We start from the raw sequence: 19,159 nt of genomic DNA on the forward strand, positions 1-19,159 counted from the left end.
GGCCCCCCTAGGCCCGGCTGTCGCTAACTGATAGCGCTACCATCACGTCACGGCGCAGACTACGCACCGGCGATATCGCTTGTCATCATGCGTCGCAACAAAGGACGGCATTTCTTGAACAACACCCCCAAAACGGCGCGTCGCCGAGGGAACGCGGTCACCATCGACGACGTCGCCGCGCATGCCGGCGTCTCGCCGATGACCGTCTCGCGCGTCACCCACGGTCACGCCGGCGTGCGCGAGAGCACGCGCGAACGGGTGATGCGCAGCGTGCGTGCGCTGGACTACCGGCCCAACCCGGCCGCCAGCGCGCTTGCCGCCGCGCAGCACACCTGCATCGCGTTGATCTACACCAATCCCAGCTCCAGCTATCTGCGCGAACTGCTGGTCGGCGCGCTGCGCGGGTCCACGCGCGTGGCCGCACAGTTGGTCATCGCCACCTGGGACGGACTGGGTCCGCGCGCGCGTCGCGCAGCCGCACATACGCTCTGCAGCAGCGTGGCGGGTGTGCTGCTTCCTGCGCCCTTGTGCGAATCGAAGGCCATCGTCGCCGTGTTTGTCGAGGCCGGCATTCCCGTGGTCTCCATCGCGTCGAGCCGGTTCCGCGACAGGATGTCCTGCGTGCACATCGACGATCGCCGTGCGAGCCACGACATGGTGTCGCACCTGATCGCGCACGGTCATACCCGCATCGGCTACATCGCCGGCGACCCGAACCAGACCGCCAGTGCGCACCGCTGGCAGGGCTACCGCGATGCGCTGGCGGATGCGGGCATCGGCTACGACGCCGCGCTCGTGCAGCCGGGCGACTTCACCTATCGTGCCGGGCTGGAGGCCGCCGAGCGGCTGTTGGCGCTGCAGCCGCGCCCCACTGCGATTTTCGCGAGCAACGACGACATGGCCTCGGCGGTGGTGTCGGTGGCGCATCGTCGGCGCCTGAAGGTGCCGGAGGATCTGTCGGTGGTGGGATTCGACGACACGTCGGCGTCGACGATGGTGTGGCCGGAGCTGACCACTATCCATCAGCCGGTGGCGGACATGACCGACGCGGCCATCGATCTGTTGTTGCGGGAGATCCGGCAGGCGGCTGGTTCTGGGCGCGCGTATGTCGATCATGTGGTGCCGCACCGATTGGTTGCGCGCGATTCGGTGTTGCGGCCTTCGCTGGCTCGCTAACCTCATGCCATAGGCGGACCGTGAGGCAGGCGCAGATACGGCGCCTATGTCTCAGGCGCGCAACAATGCACATTCGTCGAGCACATTTGCCGTTGCCTTTGCCGTGGCTTTCGCTTGCTTTGGCTTTGGCTTTGGCTGTTGCTGCTGCTTTTGACTTACCGGGTTCCCTTCCGAAGCGGCGAACCAGGCGGGAAAAACCCGAAGGGCGGCGTACATGGATGTACGCCGTCCGCGGCAGGGGCAGGATGCCCCTTCCGCGGATCCCGTCTGGTTCGCGGACCCGGAGCGCGCAGCGCGGAGGGCGCGTAGGCAGGGCGCGCTTTCTTTTGGTTACCTTTTCTTTGCGCGAGCAAAGAAAAGTAACTCGCCCGCAAGGGCGAAAGCCTTTGCTGTTGCTTCAAGCTTGCATGTCAGGCGAGAAGATCTGTAGGAGCGGCTTCGGCCGCGACAGGCACAATGGACTCTCGCTGTCGCGGCTGAAGCCGCTCCTACAGTTCAGCCATTGCGGCAGCATCTTCAGGAGCAAAGCTTTCGCCTTGCGGCGAGTTACTTTTCTTTGCTTGTGCAAAGAAAAGTAACCAAAAGAAAGCACACCCTGCCTCGCGCCCTCCGCGCTAACGCGCTCCGGGTCCGCGTCCAGCCCGGGGATTCGCGGCAGGGGCATCCTGCCCCTGCCGCGAACGGCGCACATCCATGTGCGCCGCCCCTTCGGGGTTTTTCCCCGGGCTGGCCGCCGCTTCGGAAGGGAACCCGGCAAGTCAAAAGCCGGAGCAACAGCAACAGCACAGGCAACGGCAACGGCAACGGCAACGGCAACGGCAACGGCAACGGCAACGGCAACGGCAACGAGCATCTTGCTCGGTGCGGAAACAGGCAATCGAAAAATCAGGCCGCCGGCGACGCGTTGCCCACACCTAGTTCCTCTCCATCCACCGCATCGACCAAGTCGTCGACAAGATCGCCGCACCAGCGCGCGCCATCCGCCTCGCAACTGCGCTACCTTGCACCCAAGGCGCCCTCGCGCCCATGCCGCCCCGGAGATCCCCATGCCCCTGCTCCATCGATCCCCTGCCGCGCCACTGCACACCAGCCGCAATCGCGCCTGGCGCATCGGCGTGGCCCTGCTATGCGCCCTGATCACCGCGCCCGGCATGGCCGCCGCCGACACCGCCGTGCCGGCCGTGCAGCGCGCGCAGCAGCTGATCCTGGTGCTGGCGCCGGACTGGGACAGCCCGCAGGGCACGTTGCAGGCGTTCGAGCGTGATGCACAAGGCTGGCGCGCGCAGGGCAAGGCCTTCGACGTGAGTCTCGGCAGTCACGGCAGCGCCTGGGGCCTGGGCCTGCATCCGGCGCAGACGGATGGACCGCAGAAACGCGAAGGCGACGGCCGCAGCCCGGCCGGCGTGTTCACCATCGGCGAAGCCTTCGGCTACGCGCCGCGCATCGACAGCGCCATGCCCTACCAGGCGATGCAGCAGAGCAACTACTGCATCGATGTGCCCGGATCGCCGCTGTACAACCAGATCGTCGATGCCGACAAGGTCGGCAAGGAGGCGGTCGCCGGGTCCACCGAACCCATGCGCCTCGACCTGCAACACGCCGGTGACCAGCGCTACCGCGAGGGCTTCGTGATCCAGCACAACGCGCAGGCCACGCCGGGCGCCGGCAGCTGCATCTTCGCCCACCTGTGGCGCGCGCCCGGCGCGCCCACCGCCGGCTGCACCGCGATGCAGCCGGCCGACATGCAGCGGCTGCTGGCATGGCTGCGCCCGTCCGCCGCGCCGCTGTTCGTGCTGCTGCCGCGCGACGCCTACCGGCGCCTGCAGGCCGACTGGGCGCTGCCGGCCGTGGAGCCGGCATCGTGAGCCAGGCGCCCACACCCGGACTGGTGCGCGCGGTCAGCCGCTGGCAGATCGTCGGGTTGTCGATCAACGATGTGATCGGCAGCGGCATCTACCTGCTGCCGGCCGCCACCGCCGCCCTGCTCGGGCCGCTGAGCCTGTGGGCGGTGTTGCTGGCCGGCGTGGCCGTGGCCCTGCTGGTGCTGTGCTACGCGCAGGCCGCCAGTTACTTCGACGAACCGGGCGGCAGCTATCTGTACGCGCGCGAGGCGTTCGGCCGCTTCGCCGGCTTCGAGATCGGCTGGATGATCTGGCTGACCCGCATCAGTTCGGCGGCGGCGCTGAGCAACGGGCTGGCCGATGCGGTGGTGCGCTTCTGGCCGGCCGCGGCCGGGGGCGGCGCGCGCCTGGCCATCGTGGTCGGCTCGCTCGGCCTGCTCACCGCGATCAACGTGATCGGGGTGAAGTCGGCCGCGCGCACCGGCGTGGCGCTGGTGATCGGCAAGCTGGTGCCGTTGTTGCTGTTCGTGGCGATCGGCGTGTTCTACGTGGACTGGTCGTGGGCGTTCTCGGGCAAGGCCCCGGACCCGCGCGATGTCGGCAACCTCGGCGAGGCCGCGTTGCTGTTGCTGTTCGCCTATGCCGGCTTCGAGAACATCCCGGCCGCCGCCGGCGAGTACCGCAATCCGCGCCGCGACGTGCCGTTCGCGCTGATCACCATGATCGTCACCGTCACCCTGATCTACGCCGCGGTGCAGGTGGTGGCGCAGGGCACGCTGCCCAACGTGGCGCAATCGGCGACGCCGTTGGCCGACGCGGCCAGCGGCTTCGGCGGCGAGGCGCTGGCGCTGATCCTCACCGTCGGCGCCACCATCTCCATCCTCGGCACCACCAGCAACACGGTGATGCTGGGGCCGCGCTTCCTGTTCGCGCTGGCCAAGGACGGCTACGGCCCGGCGTTCCTGGCGCGGGTGCATCCGCGCTTCCGCACGCCGGCCGCGGCGATCCTGCTACAAGGCGTGCTGTCGCTGGTATTGGCGCTGTCCGGCTCGTTCGTGCAACTGGCGCTGCTGTCGATGGTCACCCGCCTGTTCGCCTACATCGGCACCGCCGCAGCGGTGCTGGTGCTGACACGGCGCTATCGCGACCGGCCCGGCGCGCTGCGCCTGCCGGGTGGGCCGCTGATTCCGCTGGCGGCGCTGTTGCTGGCGTTGGCGCTGCTGCTCAGCGCCAGTTGGCAGAACCTGGCGGCGGCGGGCGTGGCGCTGCTGGTGGGCGCGCTGTTCTATCGGTTCCCACGCAAGGACGCGGCGTGAACGCCTTCACGCCGCCTTGCGCGCAGGTCACGCGCGGATAACCGCGGCGCCCGGACGCTGGACGCCCACCAGCGAGAGCCGCCCGCCATGAAACGACGCCGCGTCTACAGCGCTCCGGATCTGCCCACCGCCACCCGCGCGCTGCAGGCCGCACGCAGCGTCGGTCTCGACAACGACGACCTGTCCCTGGTCGCGCGCGGCGACATCGAGCTGGAAGCGATCCCCGACGACCGCAAGGAAGGCAAGACCGACACCGTGCCGGCCGCCGCGCGTGGCGCCCTGGGCGGCGGTGCGGCCGGCCTGCTGGCCGGGCTGGCGGCGATCGCGGTGCCGCCGCTGGGCATCACCCTGGCCGGCGCCGGGGTCATGGCGATCGCTGGCGCCCTGGTCGGCAGTTGGTCCTCGGCGCTGGTCGGCTCCACCGTGCCGGACCCGGTGCGGCGCAACTTCGAAGAGGAAATCGAGGCCGGGCGCATCCTGGTGGTGATCGAAGGCGAGCCGGAGCAACTGGACGCCGCCGACGCACCGCTGCGCGCGGCCGGCACCACGGCCTTGCCGTACGAGGCAGCGGCGGCCGCGCACTGACGCGGCGCCAGGCGAACGCGACAGCCTGCATTGCGATCTCGCCCGGGCGCGGGATTGCGCGCAACGGTCTGCACAGACTGCAAGGCCCACCGAGGGCCCCGCGATCAGGCCGGCGTCAGCGCCCGCATGCGGATCAGCAAGCCGGCGGCATACACCAACCCGTAGGCGATCAGCGCCGCGGCGATGCTCATGGTCAGCGGACTGGCGTTCTGCAAGGTCTCGGCACTGCCGCCGGCGAACGCCCCGCTGGCCCAGCGCCAGGCCAGGCGCCCGAGCAGCAGCACGCTCAACGCGGCGCCGATCCAGGGATTGGGGGTGTACCAGCGTGCGCCGTCCTGCAGTTCGATACGCGTGTGGTGCAGGGCGAAGGCGCCCAACGCGGCGCCGCCCACGGCGCCCAGCGCCATGCCCAGGCGCACAGCCGGCAACTGGACGGCCAGCCAGGTCAGCAGGACCGCGACCAGCAGCAGGAACCCCAGCCGCACGCCGGTGCGCCGTGGCTGCCAGGGCTGGCGGCCGAAATAACGGCGGATGCGCCGGTAATACAGCCAGCCCACACCGGCCGTGGCCAGGTACGGGGTCAACAAGGCGATGCCGTTGGCGGCCATGGGGTTTGCCGGAAGAGAGGGGCGTAGCGGCGGATCGTAAGCCACCCTGAGCGCCGGCGCAGCCTGCCAGAAGGCATGAATGTTTCATATCGCGATCACGCCGCGCAGGGGCAGGTTTAACGCAGCCGTGGCTAGCGTGAAGCGCATTCATCGCCCACGGAGAACCATCATGAGCGTTCCGTATCAGATTCCCGGCCGTGCGCCCAACGACGAGGACCGCAATAGCGTCTCGCAGTACTGGCGCGACCGTTTCGCCGACGAACCCTATTACAGCGAAGGCGAGCGCTTCGAAGACTACGAACCCGCCTACCACGCAGGCCACGAGGCCCGCATCCGCGATTTCAACCGCGCCTACGAGCAGGTGGAAGCGGAACTGCACCGCGACTGGGACAGCAACAAGGGCTCGCAGACGCTGAGCTGGAGCAAGGCCCGCCACGCGGTGCGCCGCGCCTGGGAGCGTGCCGGCAACGGCGAATGAGGCGACGCGCCACATTCCAGGGTTGTGTAGGAGCGGCTTCAGCCGCGATGGGCTTTGTCGGTAAAACCCGTCGCGGCTGAAGCCGCTCCTACGAGGGCAACGTGGCCTTAGTTCCTGGCATTTCCACGCAGGCCAACTTCGACGAAATCCCGGCATCGCCCAGCGTGCGACCCACACCGCGCGCCCGGCAGCGACGCCATCACCGCTGCCAAGCGCGTTCTTCAGCTCTCCAGCGGCTGCAACTTCAGCAAGCGCCCACCGGCGCCATCCTCCAACAGCCACAGCGCACCATCCGGACCCTGCTCCACCTCGCGAATGCGCTTGCCCATGTCGTAGCGCGCCGCCTCGCGTGCGGTCTCGCCGTTGAACTCGATCCGCACCAGCGACTGCGAGGACAGGCCGCCGATGAAGCCGTTGCCGCGCCACTGCGGGAAGCGGCTGCCGTTGTAGATGACGAAGCCGGCCGGCGAGATCACCGGCGTCCAACTCACCTTGGGCGCGGCGAATTCCGGGCGCGTGCTGTGATCGGGAATCGGGCGCCCATCGTAATGGTCGCCATTGGACACGATCGGGTAGCCGTAATTGGCGCCGCGCTGGATCAGGTTCAGTTCGTCGCCGCCGGCCGGGCCCATTTCGTGTTCCCACAGGCGGCCGTTGGCGTCGAAGGCCAGGCCGAGCACGTTGCGGTGACCCAGCGACCAGACCTGCGCGGCGACCCCGCCTCGGTTGGCGAACGGGTTGTCGGCCGGCACGCTGCCGTCGTCGTTGAGACGCACGATCTTGCCCAGGTTGCCGCTCATGTCCTGCGCCGGATCGAACTTCTGCCGCTCGCTGGAACTGATCCACAGCTTGCCGTCCGGGCCGAATGCCAGGCGGTGGCCGAAGTGGCCGTTGCCGGACACCTTGGGCTGCTGCCGCCAGATCACCTGCTGCTGCGACAGGCTGCCGCCGCCGTTGTTGTCGAGCGTCAGTTTGGCGCGCATCACCGCCGCGCCACGGGTGTCGCCGCCGCCGGGTTCGGCGTAGCTCAGGTAGACCCAGCCGTTCTTGGCGAAGCCCGGATGCGGCAGCACGTCGCCGAGACCGCCCTGGCCACCGTAGGCCACCGTCGGGATGCCGGTGACCGCACCGGTGTGGCCGCTGACCGGATCGATGCGCTTCAACGTGCCACCCTTCTCGCTGACCAGCGCGGTGCCATCGGGCAGGAAGCTCATCGCCCACGGTTCGTTGAAGGTGGCGACCGGGGTCGCCGAGAACGGCCAGTCGCCGCGCCGCTCGGCCGCCGTGTCGGCGGGTGCGGCCTGTGCCGCAGCGATCGCCAGGCCCATGGCCAGCGCGCAAGCCAAACCCAGGGGAGTCCGTTGCATGACGTGCACCTATCGGTTGGGGTCGAATCCCGAACCTAGCAGACCCCGCGTACACGGCAAGCATGCCGCGGCCAGGGCGTGGCCACGGTCACGTCACCGCAGCGGGTCCGGTAGACACGTCGCGTATTCAACAACGTCGGCGCGGCGACCACGCCGCCACGCCCGTCATCAACCCTGCGGCAACAACTCGAACGCAACCGGCTCGCCACTGGCCGAGGACGCGCACACCCACAGGTCGAACAGGCCCGGCTCGGCCACGCACTGCCCATCGCGGCCGGTGAAGGCCAGCGCGTGGCGGTCGAGGGTGAAGCGGACCTCCATGCCCTCCCCCGCCGCCAGCCGCACCTTGCGGAACGCCTTCAGTTCGCGCACCGGGCGCACCCGGCTGGCGACGCGGTCGTGGATGTACAGCTGCACCACTTCCTCGCCCTCGCGTTCGCCGACATTGTCGATGCGCGTGGTCACGGTCAGGGTGTCGTCCCAGCCCACCTGGGTGCGGTCGAGCTGCGGCGTGCCGTAGGCGAACTGGGTATAGCTGAGGCCATGGCCGAACGGATACAGCGGCGCGTTCGGCACCTCGCGCCAGCGCGACTTGAACTCGCTCATCGTCGGCAGTTCCGGCCGGCCGGTGCGCGGGTGATTGTAGAAGTACGGCTGCTGCCCGGCATCGAGCGGGAAGCTCACCGGCAGGCGCGCGGACGGGTTGTAGTCGCCGAACAGCACGTCGGCCACCGCCGGGCCGGTCTGCGTGCCCAGGTACCAGGTCACCGCGATCGCCGCGGCGTCGCGCACCGCGCCCTGCAGCGCCAGCGCGCGGCCGTTGCGCAGCAGCACCACCAGCGGCGTGCCGGTGGCGGCGACCGCCTCGGCCAGCGCCTGCTGCGCCGGCGGCAGCACGATCTGCGTGCGCGACTGCGCCTCGCCGCTGTAGCGCTGCGGCTCGCCCAGCGCCAGCACCACCACGTCGGCGGCGCGCGCGGCGGCCACCGCCGCCTCGATGCCGCCGTCCAGCGGCGCTTCCAGCGCGCAGCCGGGCACCACGGTCAGCGCCTGCGCGTCGTCCAGCGCGGCGCGTACGCCGGCTTCCAGGGTCACGTAGCGGCTCTTGTCGCCGAACAGGGTCCAGCAGCCTTCGATGTTGTCGCGGTCCTGCACGAACGGGCCGATCAGCGCGATCTTCTGGCCCTGCTTGCGCAGCGGCAGCACCGGGCCATCGTTCTTCAGCAGCACGATCGAACGCCGCGCCGCGTCGCGCGCCAGCGCATCGTGCGCGGCGATGTGCGACGGGTCGGCCTCGCGCGCCGGGTCCAGCGAACGGTACGGATCGTCGAGCAGGCCGATCGCTTCCTTCAGTTCCAGCACGCGGCGCACCGACGCATCCAGCAGCGCCATCGGCACCTCGCCGTCCTCCACCAGCGACGGCAGGTGCGCGGCGTAGAAGCCGCTCTGCATGCTCATGTCCATGCCGGCCAGGAACGCCTTCTTGGTCGCGTCGCGCTCGTCGGCGGCATAGCCGTGCGCGATCAGCTCCATGTCGGCGGTGTAGTCGGAGATCACCACGCCGGGGAATTTCCACTCGCCGCGCAGGATCTCGGTCAGCAGTTCGTGGTTGGCGCTGGCCGGCACGCCGTTGATGTCGTTGAAGGAGGTCATCACGCTCAGCGCGCCGGCGCCGAAGGCGGCCTGGAACGGCGGCAGGTGCACGTCGCGCAGGGTCTGCGGGGCGATGTCGACGCTGGCGTACTCCATGCCGGCGGCGACCGCGCCATAGGCGGCGAAGTGCTTGGGCGTGGCCAGCAGTGCGTCGTCGGCGCGCAGATCCGGCCCGTGGAAGCCGCGCACGCGTGCAGCGGCGAAGGCGCAGCCCAGCACCACGTCCTCGCCGGCGCCTTCGGCACCGCGGCCCCAGCGCTGGTCGCGGGCGATGTCCACCGCCGGCGCGTAGGTCCAGTGGATGCCGGCGGCGGTGGCCTCGACCGCGGTGGCGCGTGCGGTGCGCGCGGCCAACTCCGGCTCGAAGCTGGCAGCCTCGCCCAGCGGGATCGGGAACACCGTGCGCATGCCGTGGATCACGTCCGCGGCCAGGATCACCGGGATCCCCAGCCGGCTCTCCTCCAGTGCCACCTGCTGGATGCGCCGCCCCAGCTCCGCGCCGACGCCGTTGAACAGCGAGCCGACCCGGCCGGCGCGCACCTGCTGCAGCACCTCGTCGGCATTGCGGACGTTGGCTTCCGGATTCACGTCGGGGGCGAACGGGCGCACCATGTCGGCGAAGACGCCGAGCTGGCCGACCTTCTCCTCGACGGTCATGCGGGCGATGAGCGATTCGATACGATCCGAAGCCATGGGGTCCTTTGAGAAAACGTTTACATAGCCGCCAATTCTAGCTCTGCGGCCAGTCGATGGGGCAAGTTCCGGCGCCGGAATCGCCTATTCAGAAAACTGTCTACCGACCGGGTCCGGCCCGGCCGCCGCGCACCATACGCCTGCGGACGGATGCCGCATAGGGAGAGCGACGGGATGGCACGGCCGAGATGCCCCGCCTCACAAGGGCCGCATCGCGGCCGCCGGCCACAGGCACGGCGGCGCCCGCGGCGGCTCAGGAGCTGAAGTAGGCCTCGGCGATGGCGTTGTGCAGGTGGCCGAGGTGGGTCTGGATCTCGTCCATGAACCCGGCCGGGTTGTGCGCGGCCAGGTAGGCCGGGTCGGCATTGCGCACCAGCCCGCTGATGCGCATCAGCGCGCGCTCCACCGGCGGCCGCGGCGGCATGGTCGGCAGGATGTGCTGGGCGCGGACCAGGCAGAACTGCACGCTGCGCGGGAAGTCGTTGTTCTGCAGCAGGAAGCGCAGCGCCTGCTCGCCGGTGACGCGCTGCCGCACGTGGCGGCGGTACATCTGGTAGGCGGCCTGCGCGCGCAGCACGCTCATCCACTGCATGGCCTGGTAGGCCTCGCGGTCGTCGGCCTGGCGCGGAGTGATCAGGCCCGAGGCGCCGGCATCGATGATGCGCGTGGTCATGTCGGCCTGCTCGATCGCCGTGCCCAGGCGCAGGAACTGGAAGCCGATGTCGCGGCTGACGTTGGCGGTCAGCAGCCCGGACACCTTCAGGCAGGCATCGGTGACGTGGGACAGGAACTCCATGCGGTAGCGGCGGCCGACGCTGCGCTCGCCGTTGGCGTCGATGTGCAGGTGCAGGTCGTTGACCGCTTCCCAGATCTCCTGCGGCAGGGTGTCGCGGATGCTGCGCAGCAGCTCGCGCGCGTAGCGCACCGAGCTGCGCAGCGAGGACGGATTGCGCTCGTCCAGCAGCAGGAAGCGCACCACGTCGGCATCGCCGACGTCGTCGCCGGCATTGGGGAACCACAGCGCGAAGATCTCGCCGGCGCCGACCGTGTCGATCATCGGCCGCCAGGCGAAGCGCACCGAGCGCGGCAGGTCCAGCTGCAGCAGGCTGCCCACGCCCACCAGCCGCGCGGTGGTCTCGGCGCGGCGCACGTAGCGGCTGAACCAGTAGAGGTTGTCGGCGACGCGCGAGAGCATCAGTCCAGCTCCTCGTCCAGGTCCACCACCCAGGTGTCCTTGGCACCGCCGCCCTGCGAGGAATTGACCACCAGCGAGCCCTCCTCCATCGCCACCCGGGTCAGCCCGCCGGTGGTGACGTAGACGTCCTCGCGGGAGAGGATGAACGGGCGCAGGTCCAGGTGCCGCGGCGCCGGCCCGGCCTCGGTCACGATCGGCGCGGTGGACAGGCCCAGGGTCGGCTGCGCCATGTAGTTGCGCGGGTCGGCCAGGATCAGCTTGCGGAACTGCTCGCGCTGGCGCGTGGTCGAGCGCGGGCCGATCAGCATGCCGTAGCCGCCGGACTCGTTGGCCGGCTTCACCACCAGCTCGTCCAGGTGCTCGAGCACGTACTGGCGGTCCTTGTCGTCGTGGCACAGGTAGCTGGGCACGTTGGGCAGGATCGGCTCCTCGTCCAGGTAGTAGCGGATCATCTTCGGCACGTAGGCGAACACCACCTTGTCGTCGGCCACGCCGGCGCCCGGCGCGTTGGCCAGCGCCACCTTGCCGGCGCGCCAGCTGCGGATCAGCCCGGCCACGCCCAGCACCGAATCGGCGCGGAACGCCTCCGGATCCAGGAACAGATCGTCGACCCGGCGGTAGATCACGTCGACCCGGCGCGGCCCGTACACCGTGCGCATGTAGGTGCAGTCGTCGTCGGCCACGAACAGGTCGTCGCCCTCGACCAGCTCGATGCCCATCGCCTGCGCCAGATAGGCGTGCTCGAAGTAGGCGCTGTTGAAGATGCCCGGGGTCAGCAACGCGATCACCGGCTGGTCGCCCGGGCGCGGCGACAGCGCCGCCAACGTGTCGTAGAGCTGCGCCGGGTAATCGTCCACCGGCAGGATCGCGCTGGTCTCGAACAGCTCCGGGAACACCCGCTTGGCGACCATGCGGTTCTCGAGCATGTACGACACGCCGCTGGGGATGCGCAGGTTGTCCTCCAGCGCGTACAGGGTGCCGTCGGCATCGCGCACCAGGTCCGAGCCGCACACGTGCGCCCACACCCCCAGTGCCGGGGTGATGCCCACGCATTGCGGGCGGAAGTTGACCGAGTGCTCCAGCAGCATCGCCGGGAACACCTTGTCCTTGACGATGCGCTGGGCGCCGTAGATGTCGCCGATGAACAGGTTGAGCGCGCGCATGCGCTGCTTCAGCCCCGCCTCGGTACGCTGCCATTCGTGCAGCGGGATCACCCGTGGGATCAGGTCGAACGGCAGCGTACGGTCGACGTTGCGGCCGTCGGAGTAGACGGTGAAGGTGATGCCCATGACCCGCGCGGCGACATCGGCGGCGAGCTGGCGTTCGGACAATTCGCGTCCGCTGAGGCTGGACAGGTACTCGATGACCCGGCGCGCGGCCGGACGTGGCTGCCCGTCGGACTGGATCAGCTCGTCGAAGGTGGCCGTGCGGTACTTGCTCCAGTCCATCGCGCCCCTTGTTGCTGTGGGCCGGCGGCGAAAGGCGCCGGCATGTTGTCCCGCAACATGCCCGCAGTCGTGACGGCCGTCAAGCCGCCGGCGGCGGGACCGCGTCCGGGGCGCGGCGGATGCGCGCGCTGTCCATGAACATCGCGTCGCTGGACGCCTGGAACACGCGCAGGTCGAAATTGGGCAGGATCGCCAGCAGGTGGTCGAACAGGTCCGCCTGGATCTGCTCGTACATCGCCCAGCGGGTGTCGTTGGCGAAGCAGTACAGCTCCAGCGGCAGGCCGTTGGCGCCCGGCTCCAGTTGCCGCACCAGCAGGGTCATGTCCTGGCGCACGTGCGGGCTGGCGCGCAGGTAATGTTCGACGTAGGCGCGGAAGGTGCCGAGGTTGGTGATCCGGCGGCCGTTGATCGGCGCCACCCCACGCTCGGCCAGCGCCCCGTTCCACGCGCCGATCTCGTCGCGCTTGCGGTCGATGTACTCGCGCAGCACGGTCAACTGCCGCATCTGCTCGATCTCGGCATCGTCGAGGAAGCGCACGCTGTGCTGGTCCAGGTACAGCGCGCGCTTGATCCGGCGCCCGCCGGCCTCGCTCATCCCGCGCCAGTTCTTGAACGAATCGCTGATCAGCTTCTTGGTCGGGATGGTGGTGATGGTCTTGTCCCAGTTCTGGACCTTGACCGTATGCAGCGCGATGTCGATCACGTCGCCGTCGGCGTTCTGCTGCGGCATCTCGATCCAGTCGCCGACGCGGACCATGTCGTTGGAACTGATGGTGACGCTGGCCACCAGCGACAGCAGGGTGTCCTGGAACACCAGGATCAGCACCGCCATCATCGCGCCCACGCCCGACAGCAGGATCACCGGCGACTTGTCCACCAGCACCGACACCATCAGCACCGCCGCGACCACGCCCAGCACGATCTTGAGCAACTGCATGTAGCCCTTGATGGGCTTGTTGTGCGCGTCCGGGCGCCGTTCGTAGACGTGGTTGAGCAGGTCCAGCACGCGCGACAGGGCCAGCGCCACGGTCAGCACGATGAAGGCGGCGCAGACGTTGCGCACCACGCTGACCATCGCCGCCGGCAGGTGCGGCACCGCGCCGATGCCCAGCGACAGCACCAGTGCCGGGATCACGTTGGCCAGGCGCGGGATCACGCTCAGCTTCACTTCCTTGTCGCTGAGCACGGTGGCGCGCAGCACCCGCCGCAGCCCGCGCAACAGGATCCGCTTGGTCACCCAGTTGGCCAGCCACGCCGCCAGCAGCAGCGCCACGATCACCATCGCGTCGTAGGCCCAGGGATACGGCGCCAGGGTGTGCTGCAGGTCGGCGAAGAACACCCTGCCGGGCAGCGGCGCCGAGGCGCTGGCGAACGGCGACAACGCCTGCAACCTCATGCGCGGCTACGCTCGATGATGACCCCCACCGCCTGCGCCCCGCGCACCGCACCCGGCTTGCTCAGCTTCAGCCGCAACCAGCGCACGTCGAACTCCTCCAGCACCATCGCAGCGCAGCGCTCGGCCAGCGTTTCGACCAGCCCGTAGCCGGACTGCTCGACCAGCTCCACCAGGCGCTTGCTCACCGCCTTGTAGTTGAGCGTATCGGCGATGTCGTCGCTGGCCGCGGGCTTGCGGTTGTCGAAGCCCATTTCCAGATCGAAGCGCAGCGTCTGCCGGATCCGCCGCTCCCAATCGTAGATGCCGATCAGCGCGTCGATTTCCAGACCTTCGATGAAAACCTTATCCATGGGCAGGGAATGGGGAATAGGGAGTAGGGAATGGTAAGAGCAGAGGCAAAAACCGGACGTGAGCCGCTCACGATTCCCGATTCTCCATTCCCGATTCCCGAGTTGCCGCCAGCGGCGGCAACTCCGCCATGTCCCAGCGCGGCGTCACCTGCACCGCGGATGCGGTGTCGTGCAACCCGGCCTGCAGGCGCAGGGCGCCGGCGAAGGCGATCATCGCGCCGTTGTCGGTGCACAGGGCCGGGCGCGGGAAGCAGGCGCGGCCGCCGCGGGCCTGCGCCATCGCCTGCAGCTTGGCGCGCAGGCGCAGGTTGGCGCCGACGCCGCCGGCAACCACGATGGTGTCGCTGCCGGCCGCCTCCAGCGCGCGTTCGCACTTGATCGCCAGCGTGTCCACCACTGCATCCTCGAAACCGCGGGCGATGTCGGCGCGCACCGTCTCGGACTGGTCGCTGTCGCGCCAGGCCAGCAGCACCTGGGTCTTGAGCCCGGAAAAACTGAAGTCCAGGCCGGGCCGGTCGGTCATCGGCCGGGCGAAGCGGAACCGGCCCGAGGCGCCCTGCGTGGCCAGCGCCGCCAGTTGCGGGCCACCTGGATACGGCAGCCCCATCAGCTTGGCGGTCTTGTCGAAGGCCTCGCCGGCGGCGTCGTCCAGGGTCTCGCCGAGCAGGCGGTAACGGCCGATGGCCTCCACCGCGATCAGCTGGGTGTGGCCGCCGGAGACCAGCAGCGCCACGAACGGCGGCGCCGGCGCGCCATGCACCGGGTCCGGATCCTCCATCAGCGGCGCCAGCAGGTGGCCTTCCATGTGGTGCACGCCGATCGCCGGCACCTCCAGCGCCCAGGCCAGGGCGCGGGCCACGCCGGCACCGACCAGCAGCGCGCCGACCAGGCCCGGGCCGGCGGTGTAGGCCACCCCGTCCAGGTCCCGCACCCGCAGGCCGGCCTCGGCCAGGGTCTGGCGGATCAGCGGCAGCAGCTTGCGCACATGGTCGCGGCTGGCCAACTCCGGCACCACCCCGCCGTACTCGGCGTGCAGGGCGATCTGGCTGTAGAGCGCATGCGCACGCAGCGCGGCCGCCCCGGAGCGGGTGGTGTCGTAGACGGCGACGCCGGTTTCGTCGCAACTGGATTCGATGCCGAGAACGTTCATGGGGTGCATTGTGCGGCCGAATCGGCGGCAGGCCAAACGGGGTGCTTGCAGCCGCGAAATCTGTCGCTATAATGTGCGGCTCGCCGGGCCTGACCCGGTCACCATTGTGTCCCGGAGATTCCATGCCCAGCGTTAAAGTCCGCGAGAACGAGCCCTTCGAGTTTGCGCTCCGTCGCTTCAAGCGCACCTGCGAAAAGGCCGGCGTGCTGGCCGAAACCCGCAAGCGCGAGTTCTACGAAAAGCCGACCCAGGAACGCAAGCGCAAGGCCGCTGCCGCGGTGAAGCGCCAGCTGCGTCGCACCTCGCGCGACGTCACCAAGCGCCAGCGTCTGTACTGAGGATCGCGGCCTGCGGTAGCGGGATGTGCCGGTTTCGGCATCCGCTACGGTAAGCCCACGAAGCCGGCACGCGCAAGCGTCGCCGGCTTTTTGTGCATCTGCCGCTTTGGCCAGGCGATTCGCCCCGCGCCAGGCATCGGCCCCGCCCCTGTCCCTCGGCGCCCGCGCGCCGCCTCGGCCACACGGCCTGCGCCGGCGCGCTTGCCTAGAATGCCCCTTCCCCTTTTCTCTTCCCTGTGGAGCCCCTCATGACCCTCAAGCAGCAGCTCACCGACGACATGAAGGCCGCGATGAAGTCCGGCGACAAGCACAGCCTGGGCGTGATCCGGCTGATCAACGCCGCCATCAAGCAGAAGGAAGTGGACGAGCGCGTGGAGATGGACGACGCCGCGGTGATCGCGGTGATGGACAAGATGGTCAAGCAGCGCAAGGACTCGGTGAGCCAGTACCAGGCCGCCGGCCGCGACGACCTGGCCCAGGTGGAGCGCGAGGAGATCGTGGTGATCGAGCGCTACCTGCCGAGCAAGATGGGCGAGGCCGAGATCGTCGCCGCGATCCAGGCAGCCAAGGCGCAGACCGGCGCCGCCAGCCCGGCCGACATGGGCAAGCTGATGGCCGTGCTCAAGCCGATGCTGGCCGGCAAGGCCGACATGGGCCAGGTCTCGGTGCTGGTCAAGCAGCAGCTGGCCGGCTGACGCTATCGAGGTCATGGCGGGCGGCGGGCTTCACCCGCCTTTCGACGCCGGGCTGCTACAACGCCCGGCAAGCCCGCGCCTCCTTCAGCGCGCAGTGCGGGACCGGCGTTGCGACGCCGCGCGCCGAAGGTCCCGCGCCCATGTCCCTGCCCCTGTCGTCCGATCGCCTGCACAAACATCTCGATCGCCTGCAGCAGAGCCTGCCGGCCGCGCTGGTGCGGCGCTTCGTCGAGATCGACGTGATGACCCAGGCGGCCTCGCTGTCGTTCTACGCGCTGCTGTCGCTGGCGCCGCTGCTGGTGCTGCTGCTGTGGCTCACCGCCTCGCTGTATCCGCAGGCGCAGGAGGCGCTGATCGCGCAGATCGGGCAACTGGCCGGGCACGGCGCGCGCGAGGTCGCGCAGACGGTGATCGACAACGCCAAGAACCAGCCCAACATCGGCTCGCTGGCCGGGCTGTGGAGCACCCTGCTGCTGTTCGTCGGCGCCACCGCGGTGTTCGCGCAGTTGCAGAACGCGCTGAACCTGATCTTCCGCACCGACAAGCAGCGCCTGGACGGCCTCATGGCCTGGCTGAAGAAACGCGTGTTCTCCTTCGGCGTGGTGCTGGGGCTGGGCTTCCTGCTGCTGATCTCGATGATCCTGACCACCGTGCTGCAGGTGGTGTTCGCGCGGATGCCCTCGCTGCTGCCGGCGGTCGGCTACGTCTCGACCCTGGCGATCTACGTGCTGGCCTTCGCGGTGCTCTACCACTACCTGCCCGACCGCCGCGTGGAATGGCGCCAGGCGATCATCGGCGGCGCGATCACCGCCTGCCTGTTCGTGGCCGGACGCTACGCGATCGGCCTGTACATCGCTACCGCCGCCCCGGGCAGCGCCTACGGCTCGATGGGCGCGCTGGTGATCCTGCTGGTGTGGATCTACTACGCCACCGTGGTGTTCTTCGTCGGCGCGCTGATCACCGCGGTGATCGACGAGCGCCTGCGCTCGCGCAGCAAGCTCGTCGCCGCCGGGATCGACCCGCGCAGCGCCGCGCAGGCGCCGCCGTCGCCCTGACCGCACGGCGCTGCCCCACGCAGGCAGCGCGCCCAGCGTGACGGCGCACGCGCGTGGCATCCTATGCGGATGGCCCGCATCCCCGACGCATTCATCGACGACCTGCTCGCCCGCACCGACATCGTCGAGGTGATCGGCACGCGCGTGCCGCTGAAGCGCCAGGGCAAGGAGTACGCGGCGCGCTGCCCGTTCCACGACGAACGGTCTGCCTCGTTCACGGTGTCGCCGACCAAGCAGTTCTACCACTGCTTCGGCTGCGGCGCGCACGGCACCGCGATCAGCTTCCTGATGAACTACGACCGCCTCGAATTCCTCGACGCGGTCGACGAGCTGGCCAAGCGCGCCGGCATGGAAATCCCGCGCGACGCCCAGCAGCGTGGCGCCGCCCAGGCCGCCGGCGACGACCACCGCGACCTGTACTCGGCGCTGGAAGCGGCGGCCAAGTTCTTCCAGCGCCAGTTCGACGGCAGCGACAAGGCGCGCGCCTACCTGGACGGCCGCGGCGTGGATGCGGAAAACCGCGCGCGCTTCCAGATCGGCTACGCCCCGGACGGCTACAGCGCGCTGAAGGACGCGCTGGGCACCGACGAACGCCGGCTCAAGCTGCTCGACCGCGCCGGGCTGTTCTCCAAGAACGACCGCGGCCACGTCTACGACAAGTTCCGCGACCGGGTGATGTTCCCGATCTTCGACCGCCGTGGCCGGGTCATCGCCTTCGGCGGCCGCGTGCTCGACAAGGACGACGGCCCCAAGTACCTGAACTCGCCGGAAACCGCGCTGTTCCACAAGGGCCGCGAACTGTACGGCCTGTGGCAGGTGCGCCAGGCCAACCAGAAGATCGAGCGGCTGATCGTGGTCGAGGGCTACATGGACGTGGTCTCGCTGTTCCAGTTCGGCGTCACCCAGGCGGTGGCGACGCTGGGCACCGCGACCACGCCGGATCATGCCGAATTGTTGTTCCGCAACGCGCCGGACGTGTTCTTCTGCTTCGACGGCGATGCCGCCGGCCGCCGCGCCGGCTGGAAGGCGCTGGAATCGGTGCTGCCGCGGATGAAGGACGGACGCCAGGCGTTCTTCCTGTTCCTGCCCGACGGCGAGGACCCCGACACCATCGTGCGCAAGGAGGGCGCCGCGGCCTTCGACGCGCGGCTGGTCCAGGCCACGCCGCTGTCGCAGTTCTTCTTCGACGAACTCTCGCGCGAGATCAACCTCGGCACGCTCGACGGCAAGGCGCGCCTGGCCGAACGCGCGCGGCCGATGCTGGCGCAGATTCCCGACGGCGCCTTCGGCGACCTGATGCGCCAGCGCCTGGCCGAACTCACCGGCATCGGCGCCGCGGCACCGGCGGCCGCCAACGCAGCGGCGAACAGGCCGCAGCCGCGCACGCCGCGCCCGGCGCACAAGCGCAGCCTGGTGCGCGAGGCGATCGTGCGCCTGCTGCAGGCGCCCTCGCTGGCGCTGGACCTGCCGCCGCCCTACCCGTTCGCCGGCCTGCGCCTGCCCGGCATCGAACTGATGATCGAACTGCTGCAGATCGTGCATGCGCGCCCGGAAATCACCACCGGCGCCCTGCTCGAACACTTTCACGAACGCGAGGAACTGGCCGCGCTGCAGAAGCTGGCGGTGCAGGAGATTGCCGGCGAGACCGCCAGCTGGCGCCAGGAACTGCACGACGTGGTCGTGCAGTTGGAAAAGCAGACACTGCAGCAGCGCCTGGACGAACTGCAGGCCAAGCAGCGCGCGCAAGGGTTGGACGAGACCGACAAGTACGAGCTGCGGGAGCTGTTGAAGGCGCGCGCGGGGCTGCATTAGCTG

Annotated in this window: 18 protein-coding genes; 9 read left to right on the plus strand and 9 right to left on the minus strand. The window is 69.5% G+C overall.

Annotated features, from left to right (window positions below):
- The first annotated feature begins 198 nt into the window (after positions 1-198).
- Positions 199-1,176, plus strand: coding sequence for a LacI family DNA-binding transcriptional regulator (locus tag AC1G9L_RS19295; protein ID WP_481071193.1), 978 nt, complete (start codon positions 199-201; stop codon positions 1,174-1,176).
- Between the two features lie 51 nt (positions 1,177-1,227).
- Here the strand turns inward: AC1G9L_RS19295 and AC1G9L_RS19300 are convergent, their stop codons facing one another.
- The gene (locus AC1G9L_RS19300) at positions 1,228-1,392 is read right to left on the minus strand and encodes a hypothetical protein (RefSeq protein WP_481069741.1); all 165 of its coding nucleotides are present in this window, start codon (positions 1,390-1,392) and stop codon (positions 1,228-1,230) included.
- A 935-nt stretch (positions 1,393-2,327) separates the two neighbouring features.
- Here AC1G9L_RS19300 and AC1G9L_RS19305 point away from each other — a divergent pair.
- The 3 genes from AC1G9L_RS19305 to AC1G9L_RS19315 all read left to right on the plus strand — a co-directional run bounded on the left by AC1G9L_RS19305 (position 2,328) and on the right by AC1G9L_RS19315 (position 4,918).
- Positions 2,328-3,041 (plus strand): L,D-transpeptidase family protein, encoded by a 714-nt coding sequence (locus tag AC1G9L_RS19305; RefSeq protein WP_481071194.1) that lies wholly within the window; start codon positions 2,328-2,330, stop codon positions 3,039-3,041.
- Complete coding sequence (locus tag AC1G9L_RS19310; RefSeq protein WP_481069742.1) at positions 3,038-4,333, plus strand: APC family permease; 1,296 nt, start codon at positions 3,038-3,040, stop codon at positions 4,331-4,333. The genes AC1G9L_RS19305 and AC1G9L_RS19310 overlap by 4 nt, the downstream gene beginning before the upstream one ends.
- 87 nt (positions 4,334-4,420) lie before the next feature.
- Complete coding sequence (locus AC1G9L_RS19315; RefSeq protein ID WP_481069743.1) at positions 4,421-4,918, plus strand: hypothetical protein; 498 nt, start codon at positions 4,421-4,423, stop codon at positions 4,916-4,918.
- A gap of 104 nt (positions 4,919-5,022) precedes the next feature.
- Here AC1G9L_RS19315 and AC1G9L_RS19320 read toward each other — a convergent pair whose 3' ends face one another.
- Positions 5,023-5,526, minus strand: a complete 504-nt coding sequence (locus AC1G9L_RS19320) for a CcdC protein domain-containing protein (RefSeq protein ID WP_019801084.1) — start codon at positions 5,524-5,526, stop codon at positions 5,023-5,025.
- 169 nt (positions 5,527-5,695) lie between these two features.
- Between AC1G9L_RS19320 and AC1G9L_RS19325 the strand changes: the two genes are divergently transcribed.
- A complete protein-coding gene (locus tag AC1G9L_RS19325) occupies positions 5,696-6,004 on the plus strand; it encodes a hypothetical protein (RefSeq protein ID WP_010341635.1) in 309 nt (102 codons plus the stop codon).
- Positions 6,005-6,225: 221 nt separating this feature from the next.
- Here AC1G9L_RS19325 and AC1G9L_RS19330 read toward each other — a convergent pair whose 3' ends face one another.
- The 7 genes from AC1G9L_RS19330 to tsaD all read right to left on the minus strand — a co-directional run bounded on the left by AC1G9L_RS19330 (position 6,226) and on the right by tsaD (position 15,256).
- On the minus strand, positions 6,226-7,371 hold the full coding sequence (locus AC1G9L_RS19330; RefSeq protein WP_481069744.1) for a PQQ-dependent sugar dehydrogenase: 1,146 nt from the start codon (positions 7,369-7,371) through the stop codon (positions 6,226-6,228).
- 168 nt (positions 7,372-7,539) lie between these two features.
- On the minus strand, positions 7,540-9,717 hold the full coding sequence (locus AC1G9L_RS19335; protein WP_481069745.1) for a glycoside hydrolase family 3 N-terminal domain-containing protein: 2,178 nt from the start codon (positions 9,715-9,717) through the stop codon (positions 7,540-7,542).
- A gap of 253 nt (positions 9,718-9,970) precedes the next feature.
- Positions 9,971-10,912 (minus strand): alpha-E domain-containing protein, encoded by a 942-nt coding sequence (locus tag AC1G9L_RS19340; protein ID WP_010341632.1) that lies wholly within the window; start codon positions 10,910-10,912, stop codon positions 9,971-9,973.
- A complete protein-coding gene (locus tag AC1G9L_RS19345) occupies positions 10,912-12,360 on the minus strand; it encodes a circularly permuted type 2 ATP-grasp protein (protein ID WP_010341631.1) in 1,449 nt (482 codons plus the stop codon). Before AC1G9L_RS19345 ends, AC1G9L_RS19340 begins: the two co-directional genes overlap by 1 nt.
- 79 nt (positions 12,361-12,439) lie before the next feature.
- A complete protein-coding gene (locus tag AC1G9L_RS19350) occupies positions 12,440-13,756 on the minus strand; it encodes a mechanosensitive ion channel family protein (protein ID WP_481069746.1) in 1,317 nt (438 codons plus the stop codon).
- A complete protein-coding gene (gene folB / locus AC1G9L_RS19355; RefSeq protein WP_010341629.1) occupies positions 13,753-14,106 on the minus strand; it encodes a dihydroneopterin aldolase in 354 nt (117 codons plus the stop codon). The genes AC1G9L_RS19350 and folB overlap by 4 nt, the downstream gene beginning before the upstream one ends.
- Before the next feature lie 67 nt (positions 14,107-14,173).
- Positions 14,174-15,256 (minus strand): tRNA (adenosine(37)-N6)-threonylcarbamoyltransferase complex transferase subunit TsaD, encoded by a 1,083-nt coding sequence (gene tsaD, locus AC1G9L_RS19360; protein ID WP_481069747.1) that lies wholly within the window; start codon positions 15,254-15,256, stop codon positions 14,174-14,176.
- Positions 15,257-15,378: 122 nt separating this feature from the next.
- Between tsaD and rpsU the strand changes: the two genes are divergently transcribed.
- The 4 genes from rpsU to dnaG all read left to right on the plus strand — a co-directional run bounded on the left by rpsU (position 15,379) and on the right by dnaG (position 19,156).
- Entirely contained in the window at positions 15,379-15,594 is a 216-nt protein-coding gene (rpsU, locus tag AC1G9L_RS19365; protein ID WP_003465342.1) for a 30S ribosomal protein S21, read from the plus strand.
- Positions 15,595-15,842: 248 nt separating this feature from the next.
- Positions 15,843-16,289, plus strand: coding sequence for a GatB/YqeY domain-containing protein (locus AC1G9L_RS19370; protein WP_010341627.1), 447 nt, complete (start codon positions 15,843-15,845; stop codon positions 16,287-16,289).
- Positions 16,290-16,429: 140 nt separating this feature from the next.
- On the plus strand, positions 16,430-17,344 hold the full coding sequence (locus tag AC1G9L_RS19375; protein WP_019799575.1) for a YhjD/YihY/BrkB family envelope integrity protein: 915 nt from the start codon (positions 16,430-16,432) through the stop codon (positions 17,342-17,344).
- A gap of 69 nt (positions 17,345-17,413) precedes the next feature.
- On the plus strand, positions 17,414-19,156 hold the full coding sequence (dnaG, locus tag AC1G9L_RS19380) for a DNA primase (RefSeq protein ID WP_481069748.1): 1,743 nt from the start codon (positions 17,414-17,416) through the stop codon (positions 19,154-19,156).
- The last annotated feature ends 3 nt before the right edge of the window (positions 19,157-19,159 follow it).

This window comes from Xanthomonas sp. NCPPB 1132 (assembly GCF_056629235.1).

Bases quoted from the DNA above. Each gene is read 5' to 3' on its own strand.
- AC1G9L_RS19325 (WP_010341635.1), top strand. From the start codon at position 5,696: ATGAGCGTTCCGTATCAGATTCCCGGCCGTGCGCCCAACGACGAGGAC.
- AC1G9L_RS19345 (WP_010341631.1), bottom strand. From the start codon at position 12,360: ATGGACTGGAGCAAGTACCGCACGGCCACCTTCGACGAGCTGATCCAG.
- folB (WP_010341629.1), bottom strand. From the start codon at position 14,106: ATGGATAAGGTTTTCATCGAAGGTCTGGAAATCGACGCGCTGATCGGC.
- AC1G9L_RS19315 (WP_481069743.1), top strand. From the start codon at position 4,421: ATGAAACGACGCCGCGTCTACAGCGCTCCGGATCTGCCCACCGCCACC.
- AC1G9L_RS19340 (WP_010341632.1), bottom strand. From the start codon at position 10,912: ATGCTCTCGCGCGTCGCCGACAACCTCTACTGGTTCAGCCGCTACGTG.
- rpsU (WP_003465342.1), top strand. From the start codon at position 15,379: ATGCCCAGCGTTAAAGTCCGCGAGAACGAGCCCTTCGAGTTTGCGCTC.
- AC1G9L_RS19375 (WP_019799575.1), top strand. From the start codon at position 16,430: ATGTCCCTGCCCCTGTCGTCCGATCGCCTGCACAAACATCTCGATCGC.
- AC1G9L_RS19320 (WP_019801084.1), bottom strand. From the start codon at position 5,526: ATGGCCGCCAACGGCATCGCCTTGTTGACCCCGTACCTGGCCACGGCC.
- AC1G9L_RS19330 (WP_481069744.1), bottom strand. From the start codon at position 7,371: ATGCAACGGACTCCCCTGGGTTTGGCTTGCGCGCTGGCCATGGGCCTG.
- AC1G9L_RS19300 (WP_481069741.1), bottom strand. From the start codon at position 1,392: ATGTACGCCGCCCTTCGGGTTTTTCCCGCCTGGTTCGCCGCTTCGGAA.
- AC1G9L_RS19295 (WP_481071193.1), top strand. From the start codon at position 199: ATGACCGTCTCGCGCGTCACCCACGGTCACGCCGGCGTGCGCGAGAGC.
- AC1G9L_RS19370 (WP_010341627.1), top strand. From the start codon at position 15,843: ATGACCCTCAAGCAGCAGCTCACCGACGACATGAAGGCCGCGATGAAG.
- dnaG (WP_481069748.1), top strand. From the start codon at position 17,414: ATGGCCCGCATCCCCGACGCATTCATCGACGACCTGCTCGCCCGCACC.
- AC1G9L_RS19335 (WP_481069745.1), bottom strand. From the start codon at position 9,717: ATGGCTTCGGATCGTATCGAATCGCTCATCGCCCGCATGACCGTCGAG.
- tsaD (WP_481069747.1), bottom strand. From the start codon at position 15,256: ATGAACGTTCTCGGCATCGAATCCAGTTGCGACGAAACCGGCGTCGCC.
- AC1G9L_RS19350 (WP_481069746.1), bottom strand. From the start codon at position 13,756: ATGAGGTTGCAGGCGTTGTCGCCGTTCGCCAGCGCCTCGGCGCCGCTG.
- AC1G9L_RS19305 (WP_481071194.1), top strand. From the start codon at position 2,328: ATGGCCGCCGCCGACACCGCCGTGCCGGCCGTGCAGCGCGCGCAGCAG.